This is a genomic window from Sphingomonas hylomeconis, assembly GCF_025370105.1.
GTDB lineage: Bacteria > Pseudomonadota > Alphaproteobacteria > Sphingomonadales > Sphingomonadaceae > Sphingomonas > Sphingomonas hylomeconis.
The window spans coordinates 39418-55523 of the sequence record NZ_JANQBK010000008.1; the positions used below are offsets into that span (position 1 = coordinate 39418).

Annotated in this window: 17 protein-coding genes; 6 read left to right on the forward strand and 11 right to left on the reverse strand. The window is 68.0% G+C overall.

All coding sequences use genetic code 11. The features are described 5' to 3' along the window. Positions 1–4: 4 nt before the first annotated feature. Positions 5–586: a ubiquinol-cytochrome c reductase iron-sulfur subunit gene (gene petA, locus NV401_RS11065; protein ID WP_261294485.1), complete on the reverse strand. Its 582-nt coding sequence runs from the start codon at positions 584–586 to the stop codon at positions 5–7. Between the two features lie 185 nt (positions 587–771). Here petA and NV401_RS11070 point away from each other — a divergent pair, with 185 nt between their 5' ends. From NV401_RS11070 to NV401_RS11080, 3 genes are all read left to right on the forward strand, one after another. Beyond that, positions 772–1221 carry a tRNA (cytidine(34)-2'-O)-methyltransferase gene (locus NV401_RS11070; RefSeq protein WP_261294486.1) on the forward strand — a complete coding sequence of 150 codons (450 nt, stop codon included), beginning with the start codon at positions 772–774 and terminating at the stop codon, positions 1219–1221. Positions 1222–1393: 172 nt separating this feature from the next. Then, positions 1394–2233: an oxygen-dependent coproporphyrinogen oxidase gene (hemF, locus tag NV401_RS11075; protein WP_261294487.1), complete on the forward strand. Its 840-nt coding sequence runs from the start codon at positions 1394–1396 to the stop codon at positions 2231–2233. After that, a complete protein-coding gene (locus NV401_RS11080) occupies positions 2224–2820 on the forward strand; it encodes a GNAT family N-acetyltransferase (protein ID WP_261294488.1) in 597 nt (198 codons plus the stop codon). Before hemF ends, NV401_RS11080 begins: the two co-directional genes overlap by 10 nt. Here the strand turns inward: NV401_RS11080 and NV401_RS11085 are convergent. Continuing rightward, on the reverse strand, positions 2787–3542 hold the full coding sequence (locus NV401_RS11085) for a hypothetical protein (RefSeq protein WP_261294489.1): 756 nt from the start codon (positions 3540–3542) through the stop codon (positions 2787–2789). The two genes, NV401_RS11080 and NV401_RS11085, sit on opposite strands and share 34 nt — an antisense overlap. Before the next feature lie 10 nt (positions 3543–3552). Then, on the reverse strand, positions 3553–4380 hold the full coding sequence (locus NV401_RS11090; protein WP_261294490.1) for a hypothetical protein: 828 nt from the start codon (positions 4378–4380) through the stop codon (positions 3553–3555). Positions 4381–4488: 108 nt separating this feature from the next. On the opposite strand from NV401_RS11090, the gene lipB reads away from it, so the two are divergent. The 3 genes from lipB to NV401_RS11105 all read left to right on the forward strand — a co-directional run bounded on the left by lipB (position 4489) and on the right by NV401_RS11105 (position 6355). Next, positions 4489–5154 carry a lipoyl(octanoyl) transferase LipB gene (lipB, locus tag NV401_RS11095; protein ID WP_261294491.1) on the forward strand — a complete coding sequence of 222 codons (666 nt, stop codon included), beginning with the start codon at positions 4489–4491 and terminating at the stop codon, positions 5152–5154. Positions 5155–5243: 89 nt separating this feature from the next. After that, on the forward strand, positions 5244–5519 hold the full coding sequence (locus NV401_RS11100; RefSeq protein ID WP_261294492.1) for a hypothetical protein: 276 nt from the start codon (positions 5244–5246) through the stop codon (positions 5517–5519). A 155-nt stretch (positions 5520–5674) separates the two neighbouring features. Then, positions 5675–6355 carry a hypothetical protein gene (locus NV401_RS11105; protein ID WP_261294493.1) on the forward strand — a complete coding sequence of 227 codons (681 nt, stop codon included), beginning with the start codon at positions 5675–5677 and terminating at the stop codon, positions 6353–6355. Positions 6356–6511: 156 nt separating this feature from the next. Here the strand turns inward: NV401_RS11105 and queE are convergent, their stop codons facing one another. The 8 genes from queE to NV401_RS11145 all read right to left on the reverse strand — a co-directional run bounded on the left by queE (position 6512) and on the right by NV401_RS11145 (position 15991). Then, on the reverse strand, positions 6512–7144 hold the full coding sequence (gene queE / locus NV401_RS11110) for a 7-carboxy-7-deazaguanine synthase (RefSeq protein ID WP_261294494.1): 633 nt from the start codon (positions 7142–7144) through the stop codon (positions 6512–6514). A gap of 2 nt (positions 7145–7146) precedes the next feature. Then, complete coding sequence (gene queC, locus NV401_RS11115; protein ID WP_261294495.1) at positions 7147–7842, reverse strand: 7-cyano-7-deazaguanine synthase QueC; 696 nt, start codon at positions 7840–7842, stop codon at positions 7147–7149. 160 nt (positions 7843–8002) lie between these two features. Then, complete coding sequence (locus NV401_RS11120; protein ID WP_261294648.1) at positions 8003–8416, reverse strand: DUF3617 domain-containing protein; 414 nt, start codon at positions 8414–8416, stop codon at positions 8003–8005. A 94-nt stretch (positions 8417–8510) separates the two neighbouring features. Continuing rightward, complete coding sequence (gene hslO, locus NV401_RS11125) at positions 8511–9422, reverse strand: Hsp33 family molecular chaperone HslO (RefSeq protein ID WP_261294496.1); 912 nt, start codon at positions 9420–9422, stop codon at positions 8511–8513. A gap of 32 nt (positions 9423–9454) precedes the next feature. Then, positions 9455–10375: an ornithine carbamoyltransferase gene (gene argF / locus NV401_RS11130; protein WP_261294497.1), complete on the reverse strand. Its 921-nt coding sequence runs from the start codon at positions 10373–10375 to the stop codon at positions 9455–9457. Positions 10376–10512: 137 nt separating this feature from the next. Then, positions 10513–11691 (reverse strand): aspartate aminotransferase family protein, encoded by a 1179-nt coding sequence (locus tag NV401_RS11135; protein WP_380817378.1) that lies wholly within the window; start codon positions 11689–11691, stop codon positions 10513–10515. Positions 11692–11894: 203 nt separating this feature from the next. Continuing rightward, complete coding sequence (locus NV401_RS11140; protein WP_261294499.1) at positions 11895–14960, reverse strand: efflux RND transporter permease subunit; 3066 nt, start codon at positions 14958–14960, stop codon at positions 11895–11897. Further along, positions 14957–15991 (reverse strand): efflux RND transporter periplasmic adaptor subunit, encoded by a 1035-nt coding sequence (locus NV401_RS11145; RefSeq protein ID WP_261294500.1) that lies wholly within the window; start codon positions 15989–15991, stop codon positions 14957–14959. The genes NV401_RS11140 and NV401_RS11145 overlap by 4 nt, the downstream gene beginning before the upstream one ends. Positions 15992–16106: the final 115 nt, after the last annotated feature.

Sequence of the window (16106 nt, forward strand, 5' to 3'; positions counted from 1 at the left end):
ATCCTCAACCGACGGTCACGGTCGTGTCTGACGAGAAGGCGTAATCGGGCACGACCAGATTGGTCGGCGCCGGGCCTTTGCGGATGCGCGCGGCAGTATCGTAGGCCGAGCCGTGGCACGGGCAGAAATAGCCGCCGAACGGGCCTTTGTTCTCACCCTCGCCGGCGCCCAGCGGCACGCAGCCGAGATGGGTGCACACGCCCATCGTGATCAGCCAATTCTTCTTGCCCTTAGTGCGCTCCTCCAGCGACTGCGGATCGCGCAGTTCGCTCAGCGGCACCGCATCGGCCGCGGCGATCTCGGCCGGGGTCAGGTTGCGCACGAACAAGGGCTGCTTGCGGAAACTGGTCTTGATCGCCTGGCCCGCGGCGATCTTGGACAGATCGATCTCGGTCGTCGCCTGCGCCAGCACGTCGGCGCTGGGGTTCATCTGGTTGACCAGCGGCAGCACCACCACGCCCGCGCCGACACCGGCAAAGGCGACGGCGGCGATGTTGATGAAGTCGCGCCGACGGGGGTCGGCGACCTCCTCGTGGTACGGCGCCGGGTCCTCACCGGGTGGGACAGCGGTATCGATACTTGCCATTCACTTGCCCTTGCAACTTAGCCGGCGACCATTCCGGGGGGCAGCATCCGCAACGTACAAGATACGCTTCCCCTATCCTCCGTTCCCGCGGAGACTGGCGGCCTGATAGACGCGGCGGCACCGCTTTGCCAACTGCATTTTCGGGTGGTTGCGCAGGCGGCGTTCTACATGCGAAGGGCTCGCAAATGCGCATCGCTCTCTACCAACCCGATATCGCCGGCAATGTCGGCGCGATCCTACGCACCGCCGCGTGCCTGGGGCTCGGCGTCGATCTGATCGAACCGATGGGATTCACCTGGAGCGACAAGGCGCTGGCGCGCTCGGGCATGGATTATGTCGGGCAGGTCGATGTCGTGCGGCATATGGATTGGGATGCGTTCCTGGCGCAGGTGACCGGGCGGATCGTGCTGCTGACGACAAAGGGGGCGGTGCGGCTGGATGCCGCGACCTTCGCGGCGGACGACGTGCTGCTGATGGGCAGCGAAGGGGCCGGGGTGCCGGATGAAGTGCACGCGGTAGCGGACATGCGCGTATTGATCCCGATGCGGGCGGGGATGCGCTCGATGAATATTTCGGTCGCGACGGGGATCGTCGCAGCGGAAGCGCTACGCCAGACCGGCGGCTGGCCCACCTGATCCTCCCCGGCACAGGAAGGGGGACCGTTCGGCTTCTTCAGCCGAATGGTGGAGGGGGCTCTCCCCACGCGCTGCGTTGCCGGCCCGCCCCCTCCACCACTTCGTGGTCCCCCTCCCCGTGCCGGGGAGGAATTATGGTTCCACACCCGGCATGAAACGATATGACGCTGCCATGATCCTCGACGCCGAACAGACCACCGCCCGCACCTGGTTCGAATCGCTCCGCGACCAGATCTGCGCCGAATTCACCGCGATCGAGCGCGAGGCCGGCTCGGACGCCGTGTTCGAATACTCGCCCTGGGACCGCGTCGATCCGTCGGGCGGGCCCGGCGGCGGCGGCACGCGCGGCGTGATGAAGGGCCGCGTGTTCGAGAAGGTCGGGGTCAACGTCTCGACCGTGGGCGGCACGCTGGAGGGCGAGTTCGCCAAGACGATCAACGGCGCCGGCGACGATCCCGCCTTCTTCGCCACCGGCATCAGCCTGGTCGCGCACATGGCCAATCCGCACGTGCCGGCGGTGCACATGAACTGCCGCTTCCTGGCCACCACCAAACGCTGGTTCGGCGGCGGCGCGGATCTCAACCCGCCGCTGCCGGTAGAGGCGGATACCGAGGATTTCCACGCCACGCTGGAGGCCGCGTGCGCGGCGCATCCGGTCGGCGATTATCCGCGCTTCAAGCAATGGGCCGAGGATTATTTCTTCATCCCGCACCGCCAGGTGCATCGCGGCGTCGGCGGCATCTTCTTCGATCATCTGGAGGGCGATTTCGCGGAGAATTTCGCGTTCGTGCAGGATGTCGGCCGCGCCTTCCTGGATGCCTATCCGCGGATCGTGCGGCGGCGCATGAACGATCCGTTTGACGCCACCGACATCGCCCGGATGCACGCCTGGCGCGGGCGCTATGCCGAATTCAACCTGGTCTATGATCGCGGCACGCTGTTCGGGCTGAAGACCGGCGGCAATATCGATGCGATCCTGATGAGCCTGCCGCCGGTCGCCACATGGGATTGACGCCGGTGCCGGACAGCGCGGTGGCGACGATCGTCACCACGCTGGAGATGACCAAGCGCCCCCCGGCCCGGCCGCTGCCCGATTCCGCGTTCCGGCTGGTGCGCTGGGATGCGCCGACGCCGGACAAATATCGCGCGCTGTTCCGCCGCATCGGCGCGCCGTGGCTATGGTTCTCGCGGCTGGTGATGGACGAGGCGCGGCTGACCGAGATCATCCACGATCCCGGCATCGCGATCCACGCCGCGATCGACGCGCGCGGGATCGAGATCGGCATGCTCGAGCTCGACTATCGCGTCGCCGGCGCGTGCGAGCTTTCCTATGTCGGGCTGATTCCGGAACTCGCCGGGCAGGGCCATGGCCGCTGGCTGATGGCCAATGCGCTGGCGCTGGCCTGGCGCCGGGATGTCCAGCGGGTCTGGGTGCATACCTGCACGCTCGATCACCCTTCGGCGCTGGGCTTCTATCGCCATTCGGGCTTCACCGCGATCGCGCGCACGATCGAGACGTTCGCCGATCCGCGGCTGACCGGCGCGCTGCCGGCCGATGCCGCGCCTCAGATCCCCTTGCTCGCCGCCAGCCGGCGATAGGCGGCGATCTGCAGCAGGACGGTGGCGAGCAATGCCGCCGCCGCCGCCGCCGCGGCGCCGGCATCGGCCAGCGCAATCGCCACGACATTGGGCGCGTTGGCCTCGAGCGCGCCGGCGATCATCGCGAACGGCGCGGCGGCCAGCGCCCCGCCGACGATCGACAGCGACACCAGCCCGGCGAGCACGAAGCCGTGGCCGCGCGTCATCGCCCAGCTGCGCGCCAGGCTCTGCGCCACGCCGAGCGGCTGCGCTGCGGCCAGCGCCGGGCCGACCGCGATCAACCGGCCGAGCAGGTAGAGGCCGGGCAGCAGCAGCACGAGCGTCATCACGCCGAGCCCGAGCGGCAGGCCGACCACGATCATCGCCAGCAGATAGCGCGGGTACAGCCGCGCGCCGCGCGCGATCGCGCTGCCGAGATCGGGCCGGTCGCGCTGCAGGTACAGCATCAGCACGATCAGCGACCCGGCCTGCACCAGCAGCAGCCCGGCGACATACCAGCCGCCATAGGCCATCACCCATTCGGTGATCCTGGCCGCCAGCGCGCGCTGATCCGCCTCGCTCATCTCCGGGGTGACGACCAGCGGCGGCATTGCCGGCATCAGCAGCAGCATGGCGTATTGCGGCAGGAAGAAGAAAAAGCCGGTGACCCGCAACAGCAGATCACGATCCGCCCGCCACATCGCCCAGGCGTCGGTCAGCACACCTCGTACATCAAATTTCATAGCGGAAATGTCATCTCGATTCGACGATCGCCTCGCGCGCATCGCGCACCGCGAGATAGAGTTTTGCCAGGAACGCCGCGCTGAGCGCGATGAACGCGGTCTGCACCGCGCTGACCAGCACCGAGGTGAGCACGGTGGCGACCGAGATCGTGCCTTCACCGCCGGCGACCAGCTCGAGGATCGATCCGAACACCGTTCGCGCGGCGAGCAGCGCGACGCCGAACACGATGCAATAGAGGATCATCACGCCGATCACCTTCCAGGCGATCCCGCGGGTCAGCACGAACGAGCGCTTGAACGCCCCCAGCCCGCGCCGCTCGCGCACCACCACCGGCGTCAGCAGCGCGAGGCGCGCGCCGAGGAAGATCAGCAGCGGCAGCAGGAACAATGCATAGAGCGCGACGAACCCGCCCGTGCCATCGGGCAGCGGCACCTGTTCGCCGTTCATCGCCGCCTGCAGGTCGTAACCGGCCAGCCCGAGCACGATCGGGAATGGCAGGATCAGCGCGAAGAAGCCGATCAGCGTGATCAGCGCCAAGCCGATCAGCGGCAGGATCCGGGCGTTGGCGGCGGCGACCGCGGGCTGGCGCCCGGCGCGCGGCTCCGTCGCCAGCGCGATGATCGCGAGCTGCCCCCACAAGGTGATCAGCGTCAGCACCAGCCCGACGATGCCGACCACGGTATTGGCGGTCGGCGACTGTTTGGCGATCGGCGCGATGCTCGCCGACAGCGAACTGGGCAGGAAGATCGCGAACAAGGCGATGGGCAGCACGACGGACAGGTTATCGCTGATGAACCCGGTCGCCCGATCCCACACATCGCCCATATTGACCATCATCGATCCCCGCTCCCAAGCCGCATCCGCGCCCCGCGCGCTTCGTTAGCGCAACGCGCCCGCGCTTGCCACTGCTTGCGCGACGCGCGCGTCTGGCGCAATTGCCCTGTGGTGACGGATCAATTCGACGATATCGAATGGCGCGTGGCCGGCGCGCCGGTCGACTATGCCGCGGCGCTGGCCGAGATGGAGGCGCGCGCCGCCGCGGTCGTCGCGGGCACGGCGCGCGAGCTGGTCTGGCTGCTCGAACACCCGCCGGTCTATACCGCCGGCACCTCGGCCGATATCGCCGAACTGATCGACCCGCGCTTCCCGGTGGTCGATGCCGGGCGCGGCGGGCGCTATACCTATCACGGCCCGGGACAACGCATCGGCTATGTCGTGCTCGACCTGACGAAGCGCGGGCGCGACGTGCGGCGCTTCGTCCATGCGCTGGAAGGCTGGGTGATCGCGGCGCTGGGCGAGCTCGATATCGCCGCGTTCCGCGCGCCCGGCCGGATCGGCATCTGGACGATGGACAAGGGGCGCGAAGCCAAGATCGGCGCGATCGGGGTGCGCGTGAAGCGCTGGGTCACGCTGCACGGCTTCTCCGTCAATCTTGCGCCGGACCTGGCCCATTTCGGCGGAATCGTGCCGTGCGGCATCGCCGACTACGGCGTGACGAGCGCGCAGGCGCTGGGCAAGGCGGCCGGGCTTGCAACTTTCGACGCCGCCCTTGCGTTGCACCGCAATGCGTTTCTCGAAACACTTTCTTGCGGCGCAGAAAACTGTGCTTGAGGCGTTTCGGTAATCAGACTAACGTCCGGTCCGGTTTGGGTATTATGGCCAACAGGCGTTACCAATCCATTTTCTAGGGAGCTTTTCAAATGCGTGCACTCATCTCCAAGGTCCTCACTGGTTCGATGATCGCCGGCGCGGCGCTGATGGTTTCGGCCTGCGGCCCGAAGACCGAGACGACCACCGAGAACACGATGGTTACCGATCTGAACGCCACGGAAGGCATGGACACGATGTCCGACAACATGACCTCGGTCGATGGCGCAATGGGCAATGACATGGGCAACGGCATGGCGCCGGACACCATGATGACCAACGACACCACGATGATGTCGAACACCACGACGACCAACACCACGATGTAATCCAGCCTCACGGCTTGATTTATCGACGGGGCCGTCCGGGAAACCGGGCGGCCTTTTCGATTCCGGCCGGGAAAAGGGCTGTTCGGCAGGAAAAGGGTTGGGCCGCGGCGCAAAACGCCGTAACCACGCGTTAAGTGTATTCAGGTGAGGTTTCGATGACTGTGTTGCGTACCATCTTTGCCGCGACGCTCGCGGTGTCGGCGCTGGCGCCGCTGCCGGCCTCGGCGCAGTTCTTCATGAAATCGTACGATTTCAGCGGCGCGCCGGTGCGCGGCGACGAGGCGATCATCGGGCTCGACATGCCCGACGCGACCGAGGCGGAGCTCGACGCCGGGCTGGTATGGAACCTGCGCGCCGCGCTCAACATCGCCGCGCTGCAATGCCAGTTCGCGCCGACCCTGCTGACCGTGCCGCAATATAACCTTATGATGCTCGATCACGCCGCCGAGCTGAAATCGACCTATGCGACGCTGACCAACTATTTCAAGCGCAAGAACAAGGCGCCCAAGGCGGCGCAGACCGCGCTCGATCAGTTCGGCACGCGCGTCTATGGCAGCTATTCGACCACGTCGGCGCAGCTCGGCTTCTGCCAGACCGCGTCGAACATCGGCCGCGCCGCGATCTTCGCGCCGCGCGGCGCGCTGCACACCGTCGCCAAGCGCCGGCTGCGCGAGATGCGCAACGCGCTGGTGCCGTATGGCGAACAGCGTTTCCCGCGTGGCATCGGCTTCGACGATCGCCGCGTGCTGCTGCCGCGGCTCGACGCGATGTGCTGGAAGAAGAACGAGTGGAACGAGAAGAAGTGCGGCAGCAACGTGCAGTGGGTGATGCAATAGGCTCTACTCCTCCCCGGCACGGGGAGGGGGACCATTTGCTTCTTTAGCAAATGGTGGAGGGGGCGGGCCGGCAACGTGCCGCTCGTGGAGAGCCCGCTCCACCATTCGCGTAAAGAACGCGAACGGTCCCCCTCCCCGGCACGGGGAGAAATTGAGTTACCGCAGGCCGAGCAGCTTGTGCGTCTGGATCGTCAGCCGCCACCGCGGCCGCGCCATCACCGTATCTATCGCCGCGGCATGATTGGCCTGCGCGTTGGCATCGTCCATCGGCTGGAGCAGGAAATGGGCGAAATCCCAGCCTTCCAGCGCGGCGATATCGGTGCCCGCCTGCGGCCAGACCAGCTTCAGCTCGTCGCCCGATCGCTGCACGACGTGGCTGCCGGCCTTGGGGCTGATGCACACCCAGTCGATCCCGGGATGCACCGCGATCGTGCCGTTGCTCTCGATCGCGATCTCGAACCCCTGAGCGTGCAGCGCATCGACCAGCGCATCGTCGATCTGCAGCATCGGCTCGCCGCCGGTAAGCACGACGAAGCGGCTCTCCGCCCCCTCGCCCCAGAACGCCGCCGCCGCCCCGGCAAGCGCCGCCGCATCGGCAAACTTGCCGCCGCCCAGCCCGTCGGTGCCGACGAAATCGGTGTCGCAGAAGCGGCACACCGCGGTGGCGCGATCCTGCTCGCGCCCGCTCCACAGGTTGCACCCGGCAAAGCGCACGAACACCGCACGACGCCCGGCATGAACCCCCTCGCCCTGCAGCGTGAGGAACATCTCCTTGACCGCATAGGCCATGGCTAGACCGCGTAGGCCGTCGGGTCGGGCAAACCGGCTTCTTCGAACCCCTTGGCGCGCAGCCGGCAGCTGTCGCACTGCCCGCAATGCAGCCCACCCGGCGCCGGATCGTAGCATGACCAGCTGAGCCCGGCATCGAGCCCGAGCCGCGCCGCCTCGCGCACGATATCGGCCTTGGTCATGTGCTGCAGCGGCGCCTGGATGCGGAACGGCGCGCCCTCCACGCCGGCCTTGGTGGCGAGCTCGGCGAGGTTCTCGAACGCGGCGATGAATTCCGGCCGGCAATCGGGATAGCCCGAATAATCCAGCGCGTTGACGCCGATATACAGGTCGCGCGCACCCATCGCCTCGGCCCAGCCGAGCGCCAGGCTGAGGAAGATCGTGTTGCGCGCCGGCACATAGGTGACCGGAATGCCGCCCCCGTCCTCCGCGCCGACGCCGTCCTTCGGCACGTCGATATCGGCGGTCAGCGCCGAACCGCCGAACGCGGCGAGATCGAGCGGCAGGATGATATGGCGCTCGGCACCGAGCAGCGAGGCGATGCGCCGCGCCGCGGCGAGCTCGACCTGGTGGCGCTGGTTATAGTCGATCGACAACGCGAGCAGGCGATGCCCGTCTTCCTTCGCGCGCGCGGCGGAAACCATCGAGTCCAGGCCGCCCGAGACGAGGACGACCGCATAAGTGGTGGCAGATGTCATGATGGCGCCTCCGCTATGCTCATGGCTCAGCCAGCGCAACGAAAAACGGGCCGCCCGTGAGCGGCCCAGGGGTGGCTGATGACAGCCCGTCTAGGGAGAAGCTGTGGCCGAACGAATTAGGTCACGCACGCATCATAGCTCAGGGTTCGTAAAACTTCGCTTAACGCGGCCCGCCGCCGGTGCCGCAATGGCCGATGCGGTGCCCCTCGAATTCGGTATCGAACGGTGCGCCGTCGAGAATCCCCTGCGTCTGCAAGCGGAATTGCGTGCGATCCTCGATGTTGATCGTGCTGCGGCCGTGGCCCGCGCCGGGGCAGGTATAATGGACCGTGGCCGAACGCGGATCGTTGACCACCACGAAGCGCGAGCATTGTGCGCCGCCATGCTCGATCTGCATCAGCGATCTTGGATCGGCGACGCAGAGCGAGCGCGACGCGCCGTCCTTTTCCTTGAGCAGCCATTGCCCCGGCTGGACCGCTTCCAGTGCGGCCAGGCGTGGCGCCTGCGCGGCGCCGGCGGCCCCGCCCGCGGCGGCCAGGAACAGCAGCCCCATCCACGCCCGTCGACCTACCATCACGCCCGTCCCCTGGCCACGCCGCACCCCATAAGCGATCGGCCGATCGCCCGGTTGCGTATTTGGGGACGCGCGGTGCGCGAGACAATGACGCTTACGAAACGATTGCGCTGACCGGCACGGGAAACTTGGTCGAGCAGAACTGGCAATCGACATGGATCAGCCCGTTCTCGTCGGCCATGTCGGCCTGCTCCTCGGGCGGGAACTGGCCGAGCACGCCGGCGATATAGTCGGGCGAACAGCGGCAGCCGCGCGCCAGCGGCACCTGCGACAGCAGCCGCACTTCCTCTTCCTCGTTGAACAATCGCCAGACGAGCGTCTCGAGCGGCAGTGCCGGATCGGCGAGCTCGTCCGCGCCCATCGTGCCGCCGAGGATCGCGACATGCTCCCATTCGGGATGATCGAGCCGCACGTGCAGCCGCTCGCGGCCATCCTCGCCCTCGGGCAGATGCTGCAGGAACAGGCCACCGGCGACATGGCGACCGTCCGCCCGGCGCTTGATGCCGAGCCGCACCAGGCTCGGGATCTGCTCCGACTGGATGAAATAGCTCTCCGCCGCGTCGGCCAGCGTCGCGCCGTCGAGCGGCACGATGCCCTGATAGCGTTCCTTGGTCGCCGCCTGGTCGAACGTGATCGCGAGATAGCCGGTGCCGAACAAGGCGAACAGGCTGGGATCCTCCGGCCCGGCGGCGAGCCGCTCGGCATCGTATTGCACGTAACCGCGCAGCTCGCCGGCCTTATAGTCGCACACCAGCAGCTTCACGACGCCGCTCTCGGTCTGCGCCTGCAGCGTCAGCTGGCCGCCGGCATCCTTGAGCGTCGAGCCGAGCAACGCGGCGAGCGTCAGCGCTTCCGCCAGCAGCGCCTCGATCGGCGGCGGATAGGCGTGCGCGGCAAGGATCGTGTCGAGCGTGGCGCCCAGGCGCACGACGCGGCCGCGGGCGTGCCGCGCGGGAATGGTGAATCCGAGCGCGCGGTCGGTGTCGGTCATCGTGATATCGTCCATCGCCGTCCAGATAGGAACGCGCGGCGGCTAACTCAACCGATCTGTCCGAAGCACCAGCGCAGGATCGACTTCTGCGCGTGCAGCCGGTTGGCCGCCTCGGGCCATATCAGCGACTGCGGCCCGTCGATCACGCCGTCGGTCACTTCCTCGCCGCGATGCGCCGGCAGGCAGTGCAGGAACACCGCGTCGGGCTTGGCCTGGGCCATCAGCGCCTCGTCGACCTGATAGGGTGCGAGCGCGGCGAGCTTGGTCTCGGCATGCTCCTGCCCCATCGAGATCCAGCTGTCGGTGACCACCACATCGGCCCCCGCCACCGCTTCCGACGCCTGCGCCACGACGCGCACGCGCCCCTGGCCGCGGGCGAGATCGATCTCGGCGGGCATGAAGCCCTGCGGGCAGGCGGCGACCACGTCGAACTGCATCAGCGCCGCGGCTTCCACGATCGAGGCGAGCACGTTGTTGCCGTCGCCGACCCAGGCGAGCTTCAGGCCCGGCAGCGGCTTGCCGCTTTCGATGATCGTCAGCAGATCGGCCATGATCTGGCTGGGATGCGAGGCATCGGTGAGCCCGTTGATCACCGGTACGCTGGCATAGCGCGCCATTTCCTCGATCTTGGCGTGATCGTCGGTGCGGATCATGATCGCGTCGCAATAGCCCGACAGGACCCGCGCCGTATCGGCGATCGACTCACCGCGGCCGAGCTGCGTGGTGCCGGCATCGAGCACGATCGACGATCCGCCCAATTGCCGCATCGCCATGTCGTACGACACGCGCGTGCGGGTGGAATTCTTCTCGAACACCATGCCCAGCACATGGCCGGCGAGCGGGGCGTCACGATCGGCCTTGCCCTTGGGCCAGCCGATGCGCGCGGCCTTGCGATCGAGCGCGTCGGCCAGCATCGCGGCGATGCCGTCCGGGCCGGCATCGGAGAGATCGAGGAAGTGGCGGGTCATTCTATATCCTCCCCGGCACGGGGAGGGGGACCACGCGCTTCTTCAGCGCGTGGTGGAGGGGGGCCTCCCCAAGCGCTGCGCTCCCGGCGAACCCCCTCCACCACTGCGTGGTCCCCCTCCCCGTTCCGGGGAGGATATTAGTCATCGCTTGGCGGCACGAACGAGCGCGCGCCGGCGCTCAGCCGCTCGATGCAGTCGGCGACATGGCTCTCGTCGATCACCAGCGGCGGCAGCACGCGGAACACGTTCTCGCCCGCCGCGACCGTCAGCAGCCCGTGATTGTCGCGCAGGTGCGCGACGAAATCGCGGCTCACCGCCGGCTCCTTCATCTTGATGCCGAGCATCAGCCCCTTGCCGCGGATCTCCTCGAACAGGTGATCGTGGTTGGGGATGAGCTGTTCGAACGCCGCGCGCAGCCGATCGCCCATCTGTTCGACATGCGGCAGGAAATCGGGCTCGAGCATCACATCGAGCACCGCCTGCCCCGCCGCCATGGCGAGCGGGTTGCCGCCATAGGTCGAGCCGTGCGTGCCGAACACCATGCCCTTGGCCGCTTCCTCGGTGGCGAGGCACGCGCCCAGGGGGAAGCCCGCGCCGATGCCCTTGGCGACCGTCATGATATCGGGCTCGATGCCGTAATGCTCGTACGCCCACATCTTGCCGGTGCGGCCATAGCCGCACTGGATCTCGTCGAGGATCAGCAGCAGGCCATGCTCGTCGCATGCCTTGCGCAGGCCCTGGATGAATTCGGGCGTGCCTGCGGTCATCCCGCCCTCGCCCTGGATCGTCTCGACCAGGAAGCCGGCGGTCTGATCGTCGATCGCGGCCAGCGCGCCCTCCAGATCGTTGAACTTCACATAATCGAAGCCCGGCAGCAGCGGCTCGAAGCCGTCGCGCATCTTGGGCTGGTCGGTGGCGGAGATCGCGCCGATCGAGCGGCCGTGGAACGCGTTCTTGAACGTGATCAGCTTGTGCCGCTCGGGGTTGCCGGCGACATAATGATAGCGCCGCGCGGTCTTGATCGCGCATTCGATCGCCTCGACGCCCGAATTGGTGAAGAACACCGTATCGGCGAACGAATGATCGACGATGCGCTGCGCCAGCGCCTCGCCCTGGGGGCTGCCGTACAGGTTCGACACATGCATCAGCGTCGCGGCCTGCTCGGCGATCGCCTTGACCAAATGCGGGTGGCCGTGGCCGAGCGCGTTGACCGCGATGCCGGCGGCGAAATCGAGATATTGCTCGCCCTGCTCGCCGTAGAGATACACGCCCTCGCCGCGCACCGGGCGTACGCCGCAACGCGGGTACACGGGCATCAGGGGGGTGATCGGCACAGCAAGTCTCCCGAAAAGAGAAGGGCGGCCAAAACGGCCGCCCGAGCAGGTTTTTAGGCACGTTCCTCTAAGAGCGCAACACCACCCGCGCGCAGCACAACAACCTTCTTCTCCGCGTCTCCGCGGCTCCGCGTGAACCACCCTTCTCGTCCACGCGGAGACGCGGAGACGCGGAGAAGAAAAATTCATGCTGCCGCAGGAACAGCCGCCAATCTTTTCGCCTCGTCGCCGCGCACGGCGAGCAGGTACATCACCGGCGTGACGATGCGGCTGAGCACGGTCGAGCTCACCAGCCCGCCGATGATCACCCAGGCGAGCGGGGAATAGAGCGCCGAGCCGCCCAGCGCCAAGGGCAGCAGCCCGCCGATCGCCGTCACCGAGGTCAGCAGGACGGGCAGGAAGCGGATCTCGCCGGCATGTTCGATCGCCTCGCGCAGCGCCATGCCGCGTGCGCGCAGCTGCGCGGTGAAATCGACCAGCAGGATCGAATTCTTGATCTCGATCCCGATCAGCGCGACGAAGCCGATGATCGCCAGGAACGACAGCGAATTGCCGGTGAGCAGCAGCGCGACCAGCCCGCCGACCGTGCCGAGCGGGATCACGCCCGCCACCACGATCGTCTCCCGGAACCGCCCGAACTCGACCACCAGCACGCCGAACACGCCGAAACAGGCGAGCAAGATGATCGGCCCCAGCCCGGCGAAGTTGCGCTGCGCCGCCTCGGCCTCGCCGCCGATGCTGAAAATATAGCCTTCGGGGAGCGTGATGCTCTTCAGGCGTTGCTCCACCTCCCGGTTGAGCTTGGAGGTGAGCGTGCCCGGCTGATTGTAGGCGATGATCGTCACCGTGCGCTGCAATTTGTAGCGGGTGATCAGGGGCACCACGCTCTTCAGCCGCGGCTGCGCGATCTCCAGCAGCGGCACGCTGCCACCGGCCAGTGTCGGCACATAGATGTTGCCCAGCGCCGAGACCGGCTGATCGCCCGTCATCGGCAGGCGCACCGTCACCGGCCAGGTATCGCCCTCATTGTCGCGCAGCCGGCTGACCTGCTCGCCGCTGATCGCCAGCCGCACCGCGCGTCGCGCCTCGCCCGGCGCCACGCCGAGCAGCCCGGCCTTGGCCTCGTCCAGCCCGAGATCGAGATCGATCCGGTCATAGGCGATCGGGCTGTCGATATCGCGCAGGCCGGGCACGCTCTGCATCGCCGTCACCACCTTGTCGGACAATGTCTTCAGCACCGCGATATCCGGCCCGCGCACGCGGATCGCGATCGGCGCCTCGACCGGCGGGCCGTTCTCGAAATTGACCACGGTCACGCGCGCATCGGGGAAATCGGCCAGCGCGCGGCGCAGCCGTGCCAGCACCTTGGGGCTCTCGCGCACGTCCCAGCTCGCCATCGTCGCGAAGATGTCGCCGTAGCGCGCGCGTTCGTCGCGCGGCATGATGTTGTAGAAGATCTGCGGATTGCCGCGCCCGGCATTCTGCATCAGGTTCACGACGGCGCCTTCGCGCCGCAGGATCGCCGCGACATCGCGCACCGCCTTGTCGGTCACCGGGATCGTGCTGCCTTCGGGCGTCTCGACGCGGACCAGAAAATAGGGCGTCTCGGCCGCCGGGAACAGGCTGAAGCCGAGCACCGGCACCAGCGCGAAGGCGCCGACGCACAGCGCCATCGCTGCCCAGAACCATGTCCGCGGCCGGTTCAGCGCGGCGTGCAGCAGCGGCGCATAGAAGCGATGGATGCCGCCCATCAGCCCGCGCAGCAACGCATTGCCCTCCGCGCCGTGCGGCCTGAGCAGCCGGCTGGCGACGAACGGAATGATCGTCAGCGACACGAACAGCGAACTCGCCACCGTCACCATCACGGCGAGCGGCAGCCCGCGCACGAAATCGCCCGCGCCCTCGGGCAGGAAGACCAGCGGCAGAAAGGCGAAGATCAGCACGCCGGTCGCGCCGAGCACCGCCGCGCCGATCTCGCGCGTGCCGTTGATCGCCGCGTCGACCGGCGTGTCGCCACCGCGGATGTGGCGCTCGATATTCTCGGTGACGACGATCGAATCGTCGACCAGCAGGCCGAGCGAGATGATGAATCCGGAAATGCTGATCTGGTTAAGCGAATGGCCGAACAGCGCGAGCAGGAACACCCCCATCGCCAGGCTGAGCGGGATCGAGATCGCGACGATGATCGCCGGGCGAAAGCCGAGCGGCAGGATCGTGATCAGGACCAGCGCCAGCGCGATGACGAAATCGCGCGTCAGCTGCGCGAGCTTCTGCTGGATGTCGCGGCTCTGGTCGAAGGCGGTGTCCAGCCGCATGTCCGGCGGCAGGTCCGCCCTGAACGCATCGACCGCGGCGACCAGATCGTTGCGCAACGTGCCGGCATCGACCTCGTCCTTCTGCCGGATCGTCACCCACAAGGCACGATGCCCGTTGAAGCGCGCGATATGCGTCCGCTCCGCCTCCGCCCAGCCGACCGTGGCGATATCCCCCACGCGCACCAGCCGCCCGTCATTCGCGCGTACCGCCACGTCGCGTACGGCGTCGATCGTGCGATAGGCGCCGCCGGCCGCGATATTGTAGCGCCGCCCGGCGGCATTGACCGATCCTGCCGGCAGATCCACCCCGCCCTGCGCGATCGCATTGGCCACCATGGCCGCCGGCAGCCGTGCCTCGGCCAGCCTGCCGGCATCGATCGCCACCCGCACTTCCGGCGCCGCCGCCGCATCGATCGCGCTCTGCCGCACGCCCGGCACGACGTTCAGCCGGTCGCGCAGATCCTCGGCATATTTGCGCATCCGCCGCCAGCTCGCCGTGTCGCTGACCAGCGCCAGTTGCAGCACCCCCGCCTCGGTGGTGCGCGGGCGGCGGAAGGCGATGCGCTGGATGCCCTGCGGCAGGCGATCGCGCACCGATTGCACTTCGCGCACCACACGGTCGAGCGACTGTTCGGCATCGGTGCCATGTTCGAAATCGACCACCACCACCGCCGCGCCGTCGGTGCTGGTCGAATGAATCTCGCGCACATGATCCAGGCCCTGCAGCACGTCCTCGAGCGGCTTGGCGACCGTCTCCTCCATGTCGGCGGCATCGGCACCCGGCAGGATCACGGTGGTCACCACGACGGCAATCGGGAAATGCGGATCGACCGAGCGGGGGATCGACAGGAAGGCCGACACGCCGAGCATCGCGATCAGCAGAAACGCGACCAGCGTCACCTGCCAGCGGCGGACGGCGAAGGCGGTGACGTTCACCGCGCGGGCTTTATCGGCGCGACGACGATTCCGGCCTTCAGGCGATCGACGCGCGACGTCGCCACCCATTCGCCACGCGCCAGCCCGCCGGTGACGCGGATGCCGTCATCCCCCGCCTCGGCGATCGTCACCTTGCGCAGCACCGTGCGGCGCGTCCTGGGATCGACGACATAGACGAACGCCTCGCCGGCGCGTGCGGCGAAGATGGCGGCGGCGGGCACGCGGATCGTGCTGTCCGCCGCCCCCCGCGCGGTGATCGTCGCGCTGCCGATCTGGCCGGAGCGGAGCCGCGCCTCGGCCGGCAGGCCGATCTCGATCGCGAACGTGCCGGTCGCGCGATCGGCGCGGCCGGCGATCTGCGCGACCTGCCCGGTGATCGCGGCATCGTCGAGCGCCGCCAGCGTGACGCGCGCCGGCGCGCCGAGCGTCAGCAGCGCGGCATCGCGGTCCGACAGCGGCACGCGCAGGATGTACCCGCTCGATTGGTCGCCGACGATCAAGGCTGGCGTGCCCGCCGCGATCACCTGCCCCGGCTCGACCAGCCGCGCCAGCACGGTGCCCGGCCCCGGTGCCACGATCCGCGCGGCGGATGCCTGGAAGCGGGCGGCGCTCAACTGCGCGTCCGCCGCGCCGAGCGCCGCCTTGGCGCTCTCGACGCGCGGCTGGGTCACCCAGCCCTTGGCGAGCAACCCGGCGCTGCGATCATATTCCGCCGCCGCGCGGCTGCGTTCGGCGGCAATGCGCGCGACATCCGCGCTGACCGCGGTGGTGTCGAGCGCGGCGAGCAATTGCCCCCGGCGCACCGTATCGCCTTCGCGCACCGAAATGCTGGCGATACGCCCGGGGCTGGTGAAGCCGAGCTGCGCCTCACGCCTGAGCGCGACGGTGCCGACCCCGGTGACGCTGGCGGCGCGCTGGTCGACGCCGATCTGCGCGACGCGGACTTGCGGCGGGGCGGCGGGGGGCTCTGCGGGCGTGGTCGCGCCGCACGCAGCCAGCACCAGCAGCCCACCGATCGCCATGAGTCGCATCGCTCGCCCTCCCCCGGCGGGAGGCTAGCGGAGCGAGTATCGTTTCGAAACTGATTTTTACTCCTCCCCGGCACGGGGAGGGGGACCACTCGGCGACTTCAGCCGAGTGGTGGAG